A 13,380-nucleotide genomic window follows, 5' to 3' on the forward strand; every position below is an offset into this window, starting at 1 on the left:
CACCTAAATAAATAAACAAGGTGCTGCCTTGATAAAAAGAAAGGTAGCGCCTAATATCCGCCCTTGACGTACCACACCCACCGACACGGGCAAATTTTGTATGGAAATCAAGCTACGAGACTACGTAGACAAAAACGGCCTGAAAGCATCTGCCACGGTGCTCGGACTGGCCCCACCTTCGCTGGCGCAGGCAGTAAAGGATCTGCGCGATATTCGAGTTGTCGTTACTGAGCATTTGATTACTGCTTATGAGATCCGCGCATTTCCGTCTCCAGGTGGAAAAAAGAGGGCCTCAATCAAATGACGTCCAAACTATCTCCCAGGCAGCAAGAAAGCGCCCGCAAACAATTGCAAATCGTCTTGCACGCGCTTGCAGGCAGCACTTTATCGCCAGTGGCCGAGGCGGTCGGCATTGATGTCTCGAGCCTTTCGCGCTGGAAAACAGAACGATTCCCTCAGCTTGCAGAGATCCTGGCTGCGCTTGATCTGAAAATTGTTCCAGCTGGCGCCATGGTCTATGCGTCTGACGATATCCAGGCCTTGCTGCACTTAAGCCGCCGAAGTCTTGAGGGCGTCACGCCCGAGAGCCTCTCAACGGGGGCGCCATGACAGCCATGCAATCAATTCAGGCCTTGAGTGGCTCGCTGACGCCGTTCAGTTTTGATGGCGTTGGCGTTCGCGTGATTACAATCGACGGTGAGCCATGGTTTGTCGCCAAGGACATTGCGGGAGTGCTTGGTTATGCGAATAGCCGAAAAGCTGTCGCCGATCACTGCAAGGCACCGCGCCCGGCAGGGTGTAACGATTCGTTGCCCCCCCTCGACCCCCAGACAACGCTGATCCATGAGCGCGATGTTTACCGGCTGGTCATGCGCTCCAAGCTACCCGCCGCCGAACGTTTCGAGGAGTGGGTGGTGGGAGAGGTGTTGCCGAGTATTCGACGGCATGGCTCCTATGGTCGCTCCGTAATCCCGCAAACCCTTCCGGAAGCCTTACGCCTGGCCGCCGATTTGGCGGAGCAGACCACTCACCTAAAGCTGGTCATTACCGAGCAGGCGCCGAAGGTCGAGGTTTATGACCGCATCTCTTCGGCGGCAGGAAGCATGTGCCTGACGGATGCCGCTAAGCACCTGGGCGTTAGGCCGCGGGCTTTCTGTGCCTGGCTGCGACTAAACCGGTGGATATTCCGCCGCGAAGGCTCCGCTCGCTGGCTTGCATATCAGCCCCGACTGACCTCGGGCCTGCTGCTGCACCGGATCACCCCTATCGGCCGAGATGAGAACGGCGACGAGCGTGCCGCCACACAAGTTCGGGTAACCGCCAAGGGATTAACCCAGCTCGCCAGCCAGTTGAAGGCTGAGGGAGGTATCTAATGGCTGCTTTGCCGTACATGCAGCTTTATGTTGCCGATTACCTTGCCGACACCATGCATCTCACCACCGAGGAGCATGGCGCTTACCTGTTGTTGATTTTCAATTACTGGCAGACCGGAAAACCGCTTCCTAAACGACGGCTTCATCGAATCGCTCGGGTCTCTACCGATCAATGGCCAGAGATTGAGCGTGCCCTGTCTGAGTTTTTTGAAGACGACGGCGAAAACTGGATTCACCTGAGAATTGAGCGGGACATTGAGCTGGTCCTAACGTCACCGCGCGGCAAAAAGCTACCTGGTGGCGACAGCTTGTCGGGCTACAAGGGTTACGTTTACTTCGTGACTGAGCCAGGCAACGAGCTGGTAAAAATTGGCTACTCAAAGAACCCGTGGGCACGATTGAATGAGCTACGCCGTAGTCACGGTGAGGCGCTTTCCGTAGTAGCTACGATAAAAACCGTAGAAAAATCGGAGGTTTCAGTTCACGAAGTTCTTGCTGAATTTCGCTCCGGCGGCGAGTGGTTTAAAAAGAGCACATGCATAAACGCTTTGATTTCGACGATATCGGACGGAAAAGTAACTACCGTAGCCGAAATTAGCAGCTACGTAGCCAGCTACCGTAACCCTGCTACGCCTACTACAAATACAGATACAGATACAGATACAGATACAGATACAGAAGCAGAGAGAGAGCTTTACGCACACGCGAACGAGCTGATTCCGCTCGAGGGTGAGTTCCAGCCCGAAAGCCCTCAGAGGCAAGAGCCAGGGCCGGCCGATCCGCAAGAAGATCCGAGCACTGCCCCATTCGCCATGTTTCTCGAGTGGAAGCCGGCGAGGAAGCGTCTCGGAGCCATGGTGCTGCGGGCTGGCCTGCCCATGGACCTATTTGACGACGACGGTATCAGCGGTTTCGTGATTCACCATCAAGCCAAGGGACTGATCAAGGTCGAGGATGAGTGGCTGGCTGCGCTGGTTGGCTGGAGAAAGCGCGACTACACCAGCGGAGCTGCAGGGCGGGCCGCGAAGTCCCCAGGAGGCGAGGACGTTAACTTCGACTCGCATGACTGGCTTGAGCGCGAAGGGGTCAAGGCATGAACGCCACCAAGAAGCCAGACCCACGCCCGAAGTCTGTCCAGCAGGTAATTGAGCCCTACAAGGTCCGCGACGGCAATCTGCCAAGCGCTGCGCCGTCTCGTCCGGCAACCGCCGAAGTCCTTGCCGCTATGACTCCGGAGGCCAAGCGCGCGGTAACCGTACTGGTCAACTCGCTGTTCAAGGAGATCCGCGCCTGCTGCTCGGCGTGGGGGCAGGCGTGGGGAGCAACCAGCGATCTTGAGGCCGCAAAAATCCAGTGGGTGAAAGCCTTCATCGAAAACGACATCCGGGACTGGCAGCAGGTCGAGTACGGGCTTCGCGGTCTCAGGGCCTACGGCAAGGACTTTGTGCCGTCGCCCGGGGCGTTTCTCGGCTGGTGCCGCCCAAAGCCAGAGGATCTTGGTTTGCCGGCGGTGGATATCGCCTACACCGAGGCCTGCACGAAGTCGCACCCGTCGGCCCGGAGTGGGGCCAGGTGGAGCCATCGAGCCGTTTACCAGGCAGCGATCGAGGTGGGAATGGATTGTTTGGCCAGCCTATCCCGCGAGGTAAGCCTAAAGCTGTTCACCCATGCCTACACGGTGATAACTCGCCGAGCCATGGACGGCCTGGCGCTCGATGGCGGAGTGGCCGTGGCGATAGGGCATGACAGTCAAAAGCCGGAAGCGGACAGGGCTGATGAGTACGCCGAGCAGCGGCATGCGCGAGTGAGAAGCGCGCAGGGGATTCCGTCGTCCGGGGCGGACGCACGTGCACAGCTGCTCGCAAAAATGAACATCAATCGTGAATGTATCGCGGCAAGGAAGGTTTCTGATGGCCAAAAGTGAATCACGCCAACAGCAGTTACTGGCTGGGCAGTCAGCAATATCACGCAAGGTCTTTGAGATCGTGCCAATTCAGGAGTCGTGGACGGTTACGGATATCCACAACGCGCTCCGCGCAGCAAATGTAGGCGCAGAAAGCCGATCCGTTCGCCGCTGCCTTTTTGAACTGCGAGACCTGGGCCTTATCCGTGAGCCCGCAAGTGGAACCTTTCAACGTTCGCCAACCGCCATAAAATCCAAGAGTGAGCCCGTCATGTCGCAACCAGCCAGCAAAACCGTAGTCGCCATCAAGAAGCCAGAGCCTGGCGCGCTCGACGCCTTGGCTTCGCTGTCTGCCGAAGTGATTGGCCTGGCTGATGAGTTCAGTCTTCGCATGAAGAAACTGGCTGGCCGCATCGAGGAGGTGGCACTTTCCGTCGAGGCAGAGCGTGAGGGGAATGCCGAAACCATTGCCAAAGCCAAGCGGCTGCAAGAGCTGATGAAGGAGTTCGCGCAATGAGCGACTTGAGCCGTGAGCAGTTCGAGGCCGCCGTCGTTGAGCGGATGAAGGAAAGCGGTCAAGTCCCATGGATTGGGGGTGAAGCCGTGATCGAAGCGGAGACCTTTGCCGAATCGGATATTCGCCTGATCTGCGGCGATTGCTTGGAAACTATGCGCACCCTGCCGGATAACTCGGTGGACAGCGTTGTTACCGATCCGCCTTACGGTCTTAGCTTCATGGGTAAAAAGTGGGACTACGACGTACCGAGCACTGAAATTTGGGCTGAGTGCCTGCGTGTGCTAAAGCCAGGCGGGCACTTGCTGGCTTTCGCCGGTACCCGCACTCAGCATCGAATGGCAGTCCGCATCGAGGATGCCGGGTTCGAGATTCGCGACATGATCGCATGGGTGTATGGCTCAGGCTTTCCCAAGTCGATGGACGTGAGCAAGGCTATCGACAAGGCGGCTGGGGCAGAAAGAAATCTCACCCGAGCAGGGGTAAACCGGCGCGAGGGATATGGGGATGACTGGGATAAGGGGGACAGCTCAACACGTCCGCGCTACGATGACCCCGCTACCGCTACCGCTGCCAAATGGCAAGGCTGGGGCACAGCCCTAAAGCCTGCGCTTGAGCCGATCACCGTGGCCCGCAAGCCGTTGAACGGAACAGTGGCTGCCAACGTGCTGGCGCACGGCACTGGGGCGCTAAACATCGACGCATGCCGCGTAGCGCCAACTGGCGAACGGCTAGGCGGCGGTGATGAGAGCGGCAAGGCGGCCAAGCCAGAGGGTTGGGCGCGGCCGTGGATGGATGATCCTGATCATGTAGCTGCGCACAATTCCAAGGTTGCCGCAAACGTGGATAAGGCATCGCAGCTTGGCCGGTGGCCAGCGAATCTGATTCACGATGGCAGCGCGGAAGTCATCGCCCATTTTCCAGATGCGCCAGGACAGCTTGCTGCCGCCAGTACCAGCGATACCCAGCGGGCTGGCCAGAACTGTTACGGCATGATGAAGCGAGGTCGCGGAAACGAAGCCAGCGCCAATAGCGAGAACGCCGGAGCTGTCGGTTTCAAAATGAAGCCCGGCGCCCGTCGCTTGGATACCGGCAGTGCCGCCCGCTTCTTCTACTGCGCCAAGACCAGTCGGAAGGACCGAAATGAGGGGCTGACAGATCCGGGGCCCCAGTTCAAACACGGCACCACATTGCGCAAGGTTGAGAGCGCTGAAACGCAGGGAAATAACCATCCCACGGTAAAGCCAACCGACCTGATGCGCTATCTGTGTCGCCTGGTGACGCCGGCGGGCGGGCTGGTGCTTGATCCGTTCATGGGAAGCGGCTCCACCGGCAAGGCTGCCTCGCTTGAGGGGTTCCGATTTGTCGGCATCGAGCTTGATCCTGACTACTTCGCGATAGCCAAGGCGCGGGTTCGGCCGATCGAGAGACAGCAGGACGCGCAGCGGGATCTGTTCTCCGATGAATCCCGTGGAGCGGCTTTCGGTTAGTACCTCTGGCTGGCGGGGGCAATCACAAAGAAAACCATGCGAAAGCCCCGAACTGCAAGGGTTTGGGATGGTGGGCTCCGGATGGTTTTCGGTGATTGGAGGCCGATCCGGACAAACCAGTCCTGAGCAGTCACTCGGAAACCACAGAATGTAACGGCGGCGCGGCCTGTAGCGGTGCTGTCGTTGCAAAACCATATCGAAACCATGCGTGAGCCTATGAGCGAAGTTAAGCCCAAGCCGAAACCGCGCCCGAAACCGCCGGCGATCTACTTCACCGTGAGGGAGGTAGTCGACCCGGCCAGCGGGAAACGAATTGGCGCACTGGTACCGACAACGGATGCCGATCGCTCAATGATGCGTGAGCGCGCGTTCCGGCGTAACGCCCGGGTGCGAGCCGCACTTACCCAGCCGCGCAATGAGAAGTTCAATCGCCTAGTACACGGCCTCGGCAAGGTGCTGGCGCAGAACCTCGACCGCTTCACGGGAAAGCAGGCGCACGCGGCGGTCAAGGCCTTGCAGCTGGAGTCAGGCGTGTATTGCGTGGAGTGCGATATCGATGCTTCGCCATTGATCGATGCCGTACTTGGCGCCGCTGAGTCGATATTGGGTCGCGCGGCGGCCTCAATGCTCCGCGTGGTGCTGCCGTCGATCAAGACGGTGAAGCTCATGGAGGCGCAAAGCCTCAGCTTCGATTCGATGGGGGAAGAGGTATTCCAGGACTTCTGGAGCAAGGTTTGCGCGTACCTGGTCGTGAACGACTGGCCGACGCTTACTGAGGAGCAAATCACGACGATGGTTGAAATCGAAGCGTTCAAGGAGCCTGTATGAGTTTGGAAGTAAGAGCGATCGGAAGCCCTAGCTGCGGAGGCTGTCACAAGTGCCTGTCAGGGAAGGTCGCATTCGTCGTCATGGGCGCAATCGAGATCCCCGTAACGGCTACGCGCATGATTCTGTGCCCGACCTGCGGGTGCAAGCGCTGCCCGAAAGCGAGCGACTGCCAGCTGGAATGCACGAATTCCAACCTGCCAGGGCAAGAAGGATCAATCTACAAATGAAGGTGGAAAATTCAGGTTCATGCGCCCATTGCAAAGCGGGCTTGGAAGGGCTTCGGATCGATGCGCGGTACTGCGGAAGCCGCTGCCGGATTCTCGCCACGAAGCAGCGGCGTCGTATCCGCACAGGCGCATTCATCGCCGGCACAGAGCGAGAGTGCCTGGAGTGCAGATCAAAGTTTCTCGCTATGTTCAACCGTCATGCGTATTGCAAAGACTCTTGCGCCAGCGCCGCATACCAGCGGCGCGTCGGCGGAACGAAGAACAGGAACTGCGAAATCTGCAATACGGAGTTCACGCCGAATTCATCAATGCACCGCCTATGCTCGAAAGCATGTATACGCGTTCGACAGCGGCACCAGCGTCTTGCGGCAATGTACGGGCTGACCGCCGAGGCATATGAAGAGATGCTGAGCCGACAGGGAGGATGCGCCATTTGCCAAGCGAAGGAATCGGATCGTTGGGCAGTTGACCACGATCATTCTTGCTGCAATGGCGACATTACATGCGGGAAGTGCATACGCGGAATCTTGTGCTTTCCCTGCAATCAGGCACTTGGGTTGCTCAAAGATTCGCCAGAGAATCTGAAACGAGCGCTTTCCTATCTCACCGACAGCAACGAGCCAGGCCAGGCCGGAAGCGTGTACGGGATTCCCCGTGGACCGAAGCCATGACGCGGGTGGTCAGCAAGAAGTTGCGCGATTCCGCTCGCGACCAGACCTGCACGCTCCGACTGCAAGGCTGTGGTTACGATGACGGGACGGTGGTGCTGGCACACCTGCCATGCGGACAGAAGGGCATGGGCATGAAGGGGCCGGATGTAATCGCATGCTTTGCCTGCGACAGCTGTCACTCAATCATCGATGGGCGTAAGCGTGGCGAGTACGAAACCGCCGACCTGCTGCGCGCCCTGGCTGAAACCCAGGTGCACTGGATCGAGAGGGGCCTGCTAAAGGTCGCATAAGCGGGAAAAGCAGGGGCGGACGGCGGTCACAAGGTGGCAAAGTAGATCTCATACGGCTTTGACTCTTGCGAGAGGCGGCCAAACAAATCAGCTAACAGGGGGTTGTATGGGTGCGGTGTGTTCTGGCACGAAAGGGCATTTTCTCCGAGCTATGGAGACGCTGAGTGCGGCCGACGTGACCAAGGTTGAAAGCGTGCGCCAGGCGTTGTCCGCGGCTAAGGCAGAGATCGGGTGCGCCCTGCAAAGTATTGACGGGCTGGAGCTGGACTGGATCGACTACGCCGCCGACATTCGCGTGCCGGGCTGGATGTTCGTCGAGATCCGAGGCGCCGACAGCGCTACCGCCAAGGGGCTGGCGTCTGCCCTGAGCTGGGAAGGCGTCACGCACTACCGCGCAAGCACTGAGCAATCCCCGTAGGCGTAGCGGTCACCCGCCGCCGCAAGGCTCCATTACCGCTTGAGCACGACGAGCAGGTAACGCTGCTTGAGTGGTTCGACCTGCAGTACCCGGCGCTGCGCAAGCGGATGGCTGCGGTGCCCAACGCCGGGAAGATGAACGCCACGATCGGCAAGCGCATGAACAGGGAGGGGCGCCGCAAGGGTTACCCCGACCTGCAGCTACTGGTCCCGCACGCTGGATACCACGGCCTGATCATCGAAATGAAACGCCAGGACGGCGGCGAGGTCACGGAAGAGCAGATGGATTGGCTCGAGTGGTTGGCGGGTATGGGCTACAAAGTCGCTGTTTGTGCAGGCTTCGAGGCGGCAAAGCAGGTGGTAAGCGACTATTTGCGTGGTTTCAGACCGAAAACAAAGGTATAGCCTGATTAAATTCTCAGGTATTGGTTAATATATACCCTGACGTCTTTGACTACAGGGGGCTGGTTAACCATGCAGGCCGCAAGCATCACACAATCGCGCAAGGCAGTTAAATCCGGAGTGCCAAGCCGGCCAGATCAGGCGGCATTGGCAAAGCGGGTAGGGGAGCGTCTTTGTGAGGCTCGCAAGATGGCCGGTTTTAACCAGCTCAATGCCGCAAAGCACCTCGGTTACGCCAATTCCAGCAAGCTCGCCAAGATCGAAGGCGGCAAAGACTCCAACCAAATCCCCATCTGGGTGCTCAAGCGAGCGGCCTGCCTGTACGACTGCTCCGTTGACTACCTGATCGGCAATACCGAAACCATGGAAGTCGGGGACGCACGCCGCGCCACCATGAGCGAGATGATGACCCACATGAGGGAGGACTGGGAGCGTATGCGTGAGCGCGACGTGATTACCCAGCAAGGCATGGTTGAGCGCATCGTCACCGTCGAAAACACTGTCACCCTGTTCGAGATCGAAGCCGCCGAAGCCGAGAAGGCCCTGGCCCGCCTGATTGAGATCAACCCCAAGTGGAGTGAGATCAAGGGCGGTTCCCGTGTTGAAGACGCCGTAGCCCGCACCGCTGCCGCCGCCCGTACCGCCCGCCACCGCCTGAATCGCCATCGCCGCGAATCCCGCACAGCCGCATCAACCCCCCAGCGTGACCTGGTGTTCACGTAATGGCCCAGGCGCCGAAGCTATCCCTCGAGCAATGGTGGGACGTCCGTGATGCATGGGAGCAAGACCCGCGTGACGGCTACACCTGGCTGGTCAAAGAGCTGAGCCTACCGGTGTCAGCTCCAGGGGTTCGCAAGACAGCGCTAAAGCAAGGGTGGGTAAAGCGAAAACCATCCGGCAAGAAACCATCGAAACCATCCGGCGTTGAATTCGTTAAAGCCCCAAGTAGCAAGGGCTCGGGTAGTGCAAAGGCAAAGCGTGGGGGCGGGCCTAAGCCAGTTAGCGAAACCATCGAAACCATCTGCGAAACCATCGAAACCATGCCGGGAAACTCGGAGGGGGATGAAGAGCTAGAAGACTCGGCGGAAGAGACCAGCGAACACATAAATAATCCCCGTCGTACGCGCGCACGCACCAAGATTGGCGAGGCTCCAGAAGGCGACCCGATCATGGGTGAGCTGCTGGCCTACGACCAAAGCGGGCTGGATGACCTGTTCGAGCCGGACATTGATACCCCTGGGCTGTACCGGCACCAGTACGCGCGGATCGCTTACAAGTTCTTCCTGTTGGGCGCCACGGTTGAAGGCCTGGCTGACCTGCTGGGCGTGAACAAGGACACCATTTACCAGTGGGCGAGGAAGCATCCAGAGTTCAATACCGCCATGCGCGGTGGGCGTGACTTCGCTGACGCCAACGTGGCCAGCCGGCTCTATGCCCGCGCCATGGGTTACAGCCATGCCGAGGAGGTCATCAAGGTCGTAGATGACAAGATCGTCAGGGTCAATACCGTGAAGCATTACGCGCCAGACCCGGGTGCGGCCATCTTCTGGCTCAAGAACCGCCAGCCTGAGCTGTGGAAAGAGAAGGTGGAGATCGTTGAGAAGCCATCCATTGCCCTGGTGGACAAGGATGCGATGGAGGCCATCTACCGCAATGCCCTGGATCATGCCGCCACGGTTCAGTCCAGCATGAGCGATCGCGGCGCACGTCTTGGTTTGACGATCGACAACGAGTTGGATGACGACTGATGGCCAAGCGGCTGTTTCTGAATGAGGATCCGCGCTGGCTGCCTTTCTGTGAGGCTTATGCAGGAAGCCTTGAGCGTTTCGCCATTGAGGTTCAGGGCGTCCAGCCAACTCCTCAGCAGTTCGAGCTATACCGGTCAACGTCGCCGTCTAGATCACGAACCACGGTAGCGTCCGGTCACGGATGTTTCGCTGCCGGAACGATGGTGATGCTGGCTGGTGGCGAAGCGCTGCCTGTCGAGCAGGTACAGCCCGAGATATGCCTTGAAGGCCCGGACGGGCTTTCAAGGCGAGTGGAATGCCTGATTCGCGGCCGAGAGACTATGCACCGTATTCAATATGCCGGCGGCGGTGGGCACGACGTGAACGCCTCGCATCTGCTTTGCCTGGTGCGAGATGGCGAGTACCGGACTCAGACTGTGCGCGGCTGGCTGGCAGAGCCGGATAGGCTTACCTGGTGTGCATACCGCCTTGTCGGGGGCGAATTTGAGCCGGTCGAGATCGTTGGATCTGTTGATCTAGGGGTTGGCGACTACTATGGCTTTGAGCTGGACGGACCTGACGGGCGCTTTCTTGGCGCTGATGGCGTGGTTCTTCACAACACGGGCAAAACGACCTCGATCGCCAACGTGGTGCTGTGGCACCTGCTCTGCTACCCGCAATCGATCACGCTACTGACCGCGAACGACATGGACCAGCTCAAGGCTACGCTCTGGAAAGAGATCGGCATTGCTATTGAGCGGATCAGGCGCGGCCGTCATGGCTGGATCGCTGAACACGTCGAAGTGCTGGCCAACGCAACCATGCGCATCATCGGCTTTGAAGACACTTGGTTCGTCGAATCCAAAACGGCCAACGAGAAAACCGCCAACAAGATGGCCGGCCGACACGGTGAATGGCTGCTGATCATCGGCGACGAAGCCTCAACCCTGCCTGATACGGTGCTGTCAACACTGCGCGGCGCACTGACCGAGCAGCACAACCGCATGCTCCTGACCAGCCAGCCGACCCGCAACGCCGGGTTCTTTTGGCGAACCCACCACGAGCTGGCCAAGGACAACGGCGGAGAGTGGAACAACCTTACGTTTAGCAGCCTGGAGTCGCCGCTTGTAAGCGATGACGCCCTGAAAGAGCTGTGGGACGCCTACGACGATGACGAGCGCCGCGTCCGCCTGATGGGCCTTTTTCCTCAGGATTCCAGCAAGCACATGATGAGCCTCAAGGTCGCCATGCGGATGTACGGGCGCAACAGGATCATCAAGGACAACGAGCCCTATGGCTGGGTGGTGCTGAGCGACGTTGCGTCCGGCGAAGGCTTGCGCGACAAGTCCGCCGTATTGGCCGCCCGGGTGATTGGCTATGGCGATCGCGGCTTAGATGCCCGGCGGGTGGAGATCGTCGAGATTCCCCTGATGACCAACACGATCAGGTCAAACCGGATCTATGGGCCAATCATGGAAGTGGGCGAGCAGCTGGATGGCGTCACCTATGGCGTGGACTCCGGCGGCTTGGGCGTGAACGTGTGCCAGGATCTGGAAGACGCTGGCAAGGTGGTGCACCGCATCAACTGGGGCAATCCCTGTTTCCAGAACAAGAACAAAGACCGGTATCTGAACCTCCGCGCCCAAGCCATGCACCAGGCCGCGCGCGCCGCGAAAGAAGGCCGCCTCGTGGTGCTGACCAATGAGCACAAGAACACGATGCTGGCGCAGGCCAGTCGCATCCCCAAGACATTCTCCGACAAGGGCCGTATTCGAGTGCCGCCCAAGCACAGCCCTGAATGGGAAGGCATGGCATCCCCCGACTTATGGGACGCCGTGTGCTTCGCTTTCCTCGAAAACCTGACCTACGTGGCGGCTCAGGACAAGAGCGGTAGCGTTATGACCCTCGGCGATCGCGCAGAGGAAGCGGTGGAGAACCTTTTCGCTGGCCTGTAACTCGGTTAATTAGGCGTTACCTGTTGTTTTTATAAAAGGTATCGCCTAATATTGGCTCGGACATTAATCCGACCATGAGTTTTGAGGTGCCACCCATGACACGCGCACTTACCGCCCCTGATAAGGCGAGCCCCGATGACAAGCCAGTCTTCTTCCTGCAGGGCGACCCGACAAGCCGCCTAAGCATGATGCGTAGCGGCGCGCTGATTCCTGTCAGTCCCAAGATGAACAAGGTGAATGGCTACTGCACTCCCGTGTTTCTTCGCCCGGCACCCGCGCTGCAGGCTCAGCGTTCGCCGCTCGAGCTGTCGCTAGGCGGGGAGTTGGCCAAGGCCGCTACCGGCCTGCTAAATGAGATAGATCCCGATACGTTCCTGCATGGCATCGATCCATTGAGGAAGGCCTTAGAAGCCTGGGCCATGGGCAAGCCGCTTTCCGGTGAAGCCCGCGGACCTTCTGATGCTGCCTTCACAGAAGACGCCTATGCATTTTCTCCAGGGAGCGGCAACAAGGCGCGACGCCGCATGGAGGCACTGCAAAAACCGAAGTGCGACGGCAACCACGGCGGGCCACGCTGCGCCGATCCTGAGTGCTGGAATGACGACAGCCTTCCAGATCCGCACAAGGGCTGCTCATTGAACGCTGGCGGCGCGCACAACGACAAAGGCCCCGAGGATCTCGACGGCTGCCTGACCTGCACCTGCGGCTTTATGTGGGAGCTGCCATTTTGAACGTCAAGCCAATATATACAGAGGCATTCATCCGGTCTCGCGCTCGTATGGACTGGTCGCGCTCGATGGTGGCCGAGGCGCTGGGGCTTCCATTTCGCAAGCTCAGCGTCCTGCTCGATCAGATGCCCGACGTTCGCTGGCCACAACCGCACCAGAGTGTCGCCGTCAAGTTGTCCCGTGAGAGCCGCCGAGGCGTTGCCACCGAAGGGCTGCTCAGAGCGGCATCCAAGGCGCGGGAGGGGCGGTATGAGAAGTTCAAGAAATACACCATTGGCGAGCACACCGGCACGAACCGGGAGGTGTACGACATTTGGGGCGATCTGTGCAGCGTCTCCTACTCGCAGATTCGCCGCCGCCTGGATCGCGGCATGAATGTCCTGGACGCGTATTTCAAGCCCAACGAGACCAGCAAGGGCTGGGGCGTCAATAAGGATTGGGGCAAGGTTCCGGGTTGGCTGATCGAAGCGAGGGAGAGCAAGTCATGAGCATAAATCCAGCCAAAAAGACCTACGGAAACCTTTCCTTCAAAACCATTTGTGATGAGTGCGGCAAGGCCCGTAGCAGTGGCAACCACCAGAGCTGCAGCAAGGCTCGCCAGGCGCGCGCCGCATCTATTGGAGCCAAGCCATGAGCGAGCAACGAAAACCCTACGCCAGATCGGCAGTAGATGCCGACCGGATGAACCTGCCAGAAGGCAAGACCTGCGGCGACTGCGTGCACGCCCGGCGCTGCACGATGATGTTCGGCCATATCCCGGCTGATGAGTCTTGCGACTGGAGCCCTTCGCGCTTTCATCCGGCTGAAACCGCACCATCGACAGATGAGGCGACGTCATGAGCGGCTCAGGATCAG

At 59.1% G+C, this 13,380-nt stretch carries 18 protein-coding genes; all 18 read left to right on the forward strand.

The genetic code is table 11. The features are described from left to right. Positions 1–100: 100 nt before the first annotated feature. The 18 genes from K0F75_RS06580 (at position 101) to K0F75_RS06665 (ending at position 13,365) form a co-directional block, all read left to right on the forward strand. Entirely contained in the window at positions 101–304 is a 204-nt protein-coding gene (locus K0F75_RS06580; RefSeq protein WP_169896921.1) for a Cro/CI family transcriptional regulator, read from the forward strand. Beyond that, entirely contained in the window at positions 301–609 is a 309-nt protein-coding gene (locus K0F75_RS06585) for a CII family transcriptional regulator (protein WP_219061052.1), read from the forward strand. The genes K0F75_RS06580 and K0F75_RS06585 overlap by 4 nt, the downstream gene beginning before the upstream one ends. Beyond that, positions 606–1,373 carry a phage antirepressor gene (locus tag K0F75_RS06590; RefSeq protein ID WP_257604272.1) on the forward strand — a complete coding sequence of 256 codons (768 nt, stop codon included), beginning with the start codon at positions 606–608 and terminating at the stop codon, positions 1,371–1,373. Before K0F75_RS06585 ends, K0F75_RS06590 begins: the two co-directional genes overlap by 4 nt. After that, positions 1,373–2,470: a DUF1376 domain-containing protein gene (locus K0F75_RS06595; protein WP_219061053.1), complete on the forward strand. Its 1,098-nt coding sequence runs from the start codon at positions 1,373–1,375 to the stop codon at positions 2,468–2,470. Before K0F75_RS06590 ends, K0F75_RS06595 begins: the two co-directional genes overlap by 1 nt. Then, positions 2,467–3,297 carry a replication protein P gene (locus K0F75_RS06600; RefSeq protein ID WP_219061054.1) on the forward strand — a complete coding sequence of 277 codons (831 nt, stop codon included), beginning with the start codon at positions 2,467–2,469 and terminating at the stop codon, positions 3,295–3,297. Before K0F75_RS06595 ends, K0F75_RS06600 begins: the two co-directional genes overlap by 4 nt. After that, the gene (locus K0F75_RS06605; protein ID WP_219061055.1) at positions 3,284–3,793 is read left to right on the forward strand and encodes a hypothetical protein; all 510 of its coding nucleotides are present in this window, start codon (positions 3,284–3,286) and stop codon (positions 3,791–3,793) included. The genes K0F75_RS06600 and K0F75_RS06605 overlap by 14 nt, the downstream gene beginning before the upstream one ends. Continuing rightward, positions 3,790–5,280 carry a site-specific DNA-methyltransferase gene (locus K0F75_RS06610; RefSeq protein ID WP_374028609.1) on the forward strand — a complete coding sequence of 497 codons (1,491 nt, stop codon included), beginning with the start codon at positions 3,790–3,792 and terminating at the stop codon, positions 5,278–5,280. The genes K0F75_RS06605 and K0F75_RS06610 overlap by 4 nt, the downstream gene beginning before the upstream one ends. 216 nt (positions 5,281–5,496) lie before the next feature. Further along, positions 5,497–6,108 carry a hypothetical protein gene (locus K0F75_RS06615; protein ID WP_219061056.1) on the forward strand — a complete coding sequence of 204 codons (612 nt, stop codon included), beginning with the start codon at positions 5,497–5,499 and terminating at the stop codon, positions 6,106–6,108. A gap of 535 nt (positions 6,109–6,643) precedes the next feature. Then, positions 6,644–7,006: an endonuclease VII domain-containing protein gene (locus tag K0F75_RS26180; RefSeq protein ID WP_374028614.1), complete on the forward strand. Its 363-nt coding sequence runs from the start codon at positions 6,644–6,646 to the stop codon at positions 7,004–7,006. After that, positions 7,003–7,296 (forward strand): nuclease domain-containing protein, encoded by a 294-nt coding sequence (locus K0F75_RS06625; protein WP_219061058.1) that lies wholly within the window; start codon positions 7,003–7,005, stop codon positions 7,294–7,296. Before K0F75_RS26180 ends, K0F75_RS06625 begins: the two co-directional genes overlap by 4 nt. A gap of 151 nt (positions 7,297–7,447) precedes the next feature. Beyond that, positions 7,448–7,714, forward strand: a complete 267-nt coding sequence (locus tag K0F75_RS06630; protein WP_219061059.1) for a hypothetical protein — start codon at positions 7,448–7,450, stop codon at positions 7,712–7,714. After that, the gene (locus K0F75_RS06635) at positions 7,705–8,118 is read left to right on the forward strand and encodes a VRR-NUC domain-containing protein (protein ID WP_219061310.1); all 414 of its coding nucleotides are present in this window, start codon (positions 7,705–7,707) and stop codon (positions 8,116–8,118) included. Before K0F75_RS06630 ends, K0F75_RS06635 begins: the two co-directional genes overlap by 10 nt. A gap of 186 nt (positions 8,119–8,304) precedes the next feature. Continuing rightward, on the forward strand, positions 8,305–8,838 hold the full coding sequence (locus K0F75_RS06640; protein ID WP_219061060.1) for a hypothetical protein: 534 nt from the start codon (positions 8,305–8,307) through the stop codon (positions 8,836–8,838). After that, positions 8,838–9,863 carry a hypothetical protein gene (locus tag K0F75_RS06645; RefSeq protein WP_219061061.1) on the forward strand — a complete coding sequence of 342 codons (1,026 nt, stop codon included), beginning with the start codon at positions 8,838–8,840 and terminating at the stop codon, positions 9,861–9,863. The genes K0F75_RS06640 and K0F75_RS06645 overlap by 1 nt, the downstream gene beginning before the upstream one ends. Beyond that, positions 9,863–11,797, forward strand: coding sequence for a terminase (locus K0F75_RS06650; protein WP_219061062.1), 1,935 nt, complete (start codon positions 9,863–9,865; stop codon positions 11,795–11,797). The genes K0F75_RS06645 and K0F75_RS06650 overlap by 1 nt, the downstream gene beginning before the upstream one ends. Before the next feature lie 95 nt (positions 11,798–11,892). After that, complete coding sequence (locus K0F75_RS06655) at positions 11,893–12,528, forward strand: glycosyltransferase family 4 protein (RefSeq protein WP_219061063.1); 636 nt, start codon at positions 11,893–11,895, stop codon at positions 12,526–12,528. Between the two features lie 47 nt (positions 12,529–12,575). Further along, on the forward strand, positions 12,576–13,013 hold the full coding sequence (locus tag K0F75_RS06660; RefSeq protein WP_219061064.1) for a hypothetical protein: 438 nt from the start codon (positions 12,576–12,578) through the stop codon (positions 13,011–13,013). Between the two features lie 142 nt (positions 13,014–13,155). Then, positions 13,156–13,365: a hypothetical protein gene (locus tag K0F75_RS06665; protein WP_219061065.1), complete on the forward strand. Its 210-nt coding sequence runs from the start codon at positions 13,156–13,158 to the stop codon at positions 13,363–13,365. The last annotated feature ends 15 nt before the right edge of the window (positions 13,366–13,380 follow it).

The organism is Pseudomonas sp. UMAB-08 (assembly GCF_900095225.1).
Lineage (GTDB): Bacteria > Pseudomonadota > Gammaproteobacteria > Pseudomonadales > Pseudomonadaceae > Aquipseudomonas.

Excerpts from the sequence above, each read along its gene's own strand:
- K0F75_RS06580 (WP_169896921.1), top strand. The coding sequence starts at position 101 with ATGGAAATCAAGCTACGAGACTACGTAGACAAAAACGGCCTGAAAGCA.
- K0F75_RS06585 (WP_219061052.1), top strand. The coding sequence starts at position 301 with ATGACGTCCAAACTATCTCCCAGGCAGCAAGAAAGCGCCCGCAAACAA.
- K0F75_RS06590 (WP_257604272.1), top strand. The coding sequence starts at position 606 with ATGACAGCCATGCAATCAATTCAGGCCTTGAGTGGCTCGCTGACGCCG.
- K0F75_RS06595 (WP_219061053.1), top strand. The coding sequence starts at position 1,373 with ATGGCTGCTTTGCCGTACATGCAGCTTTATGTTGCCGATTACCTTGCC.
- K0F75_RS06600 (WP_219061054.1), top strand. The coding sequence starts at position 2,467 with ATGAACGCCACCAAGAAGCCAGACCCACGCCCGAAGTCTGTCCAGCAG.
- K0F75_RS06605 (WP_219061055.1), top strand. The coding sequence starts at position 3,284 with ATGGCCAAAAGTGAATCACGCCAACAGCAGTTACTGGCTGGGCAGTCA.
- K0F75_RS06610 (WP_374028609.1), top strand. The coding sequence starts at position 3,790 with ATGAGCGACTTGAGCCGTGAGCAGTTCGAGGCCGCCGTCGTTGAGCGG.
- K0F75_RS06615 (WP_219061056.1), top strand. The coding sequence starts at position 5,497 with ATGAGCGAAGTTAAGCCCAAGCCGAAACCGCGCCCGAAACCGCCGGCG.
- K0F75_RS26180 (WP_374028614.1), top strand. The coding sequence starts at position 6,644 with ATGCACCGCCTATGCTCGAAAGCATGTATACGCGTTCGACAGCGGCAC.
- K0F75_RS06625 (WP_219061058.1), top strand. The coding sequence starts at position 7,003 with ATGACGCGGGTGGTCAGCAAGAAGTTGCGCGATTCCGCTCGCGACCAG.
- K0F75_RS06630 (WP_219061059.1), top strand. The coding sequence starts at position 7,448 with ATGGAGACGCTGAGTGCGGCCGACGTGACCAAGGTTGAAAGCGTGCGC.
- K0F75_RS06640 (WP_219061060.1), top strand. The coding sequence starts at position 8,305 with ATGGCCGGTTTTAACCAGCTCAATGCCGCAAAGCACCTCGGTTACGCC.
- K0F75_RS06645 (WP_219061061.1), top strand. The coding sequence starts at position 8,838 with ATGGCCCAGGCGCCGAAGCTATCCCTCGAGCAATGGTGGGACGTCCGT.
- K0F75_RS06650 (WP_219061062.1), top strand. The coding sequence starts at position 9,863 with ATGGCCAAGCGGCTGTTTCTGAATGAGGATCCGCGCTGGCTGCCTTTC.
- K0F75_RS06655 (WP_219061063.1), top strand. The coding sequence starts at position 11,893 with ATGACACGCGCACTTACCGCCCCTGATAAGGCGAGCCCCGATGACAAG.
- K0F75_RS06660 (WP_219061064.1), top strand. The coding sequence starts at position 12,576 with ATGGACTGGTCGCGCTCGATGGTGGCCGAGGCGCTGGGGCTTCCATTT.
- K0F75_RS06665 (WP_219061065.1), top strand. The coding sequence starts at position 13,156 with ATGAGCGAGCAACGAAAACCCTACGCCAGATCGGCAGTAGATGCCGAC.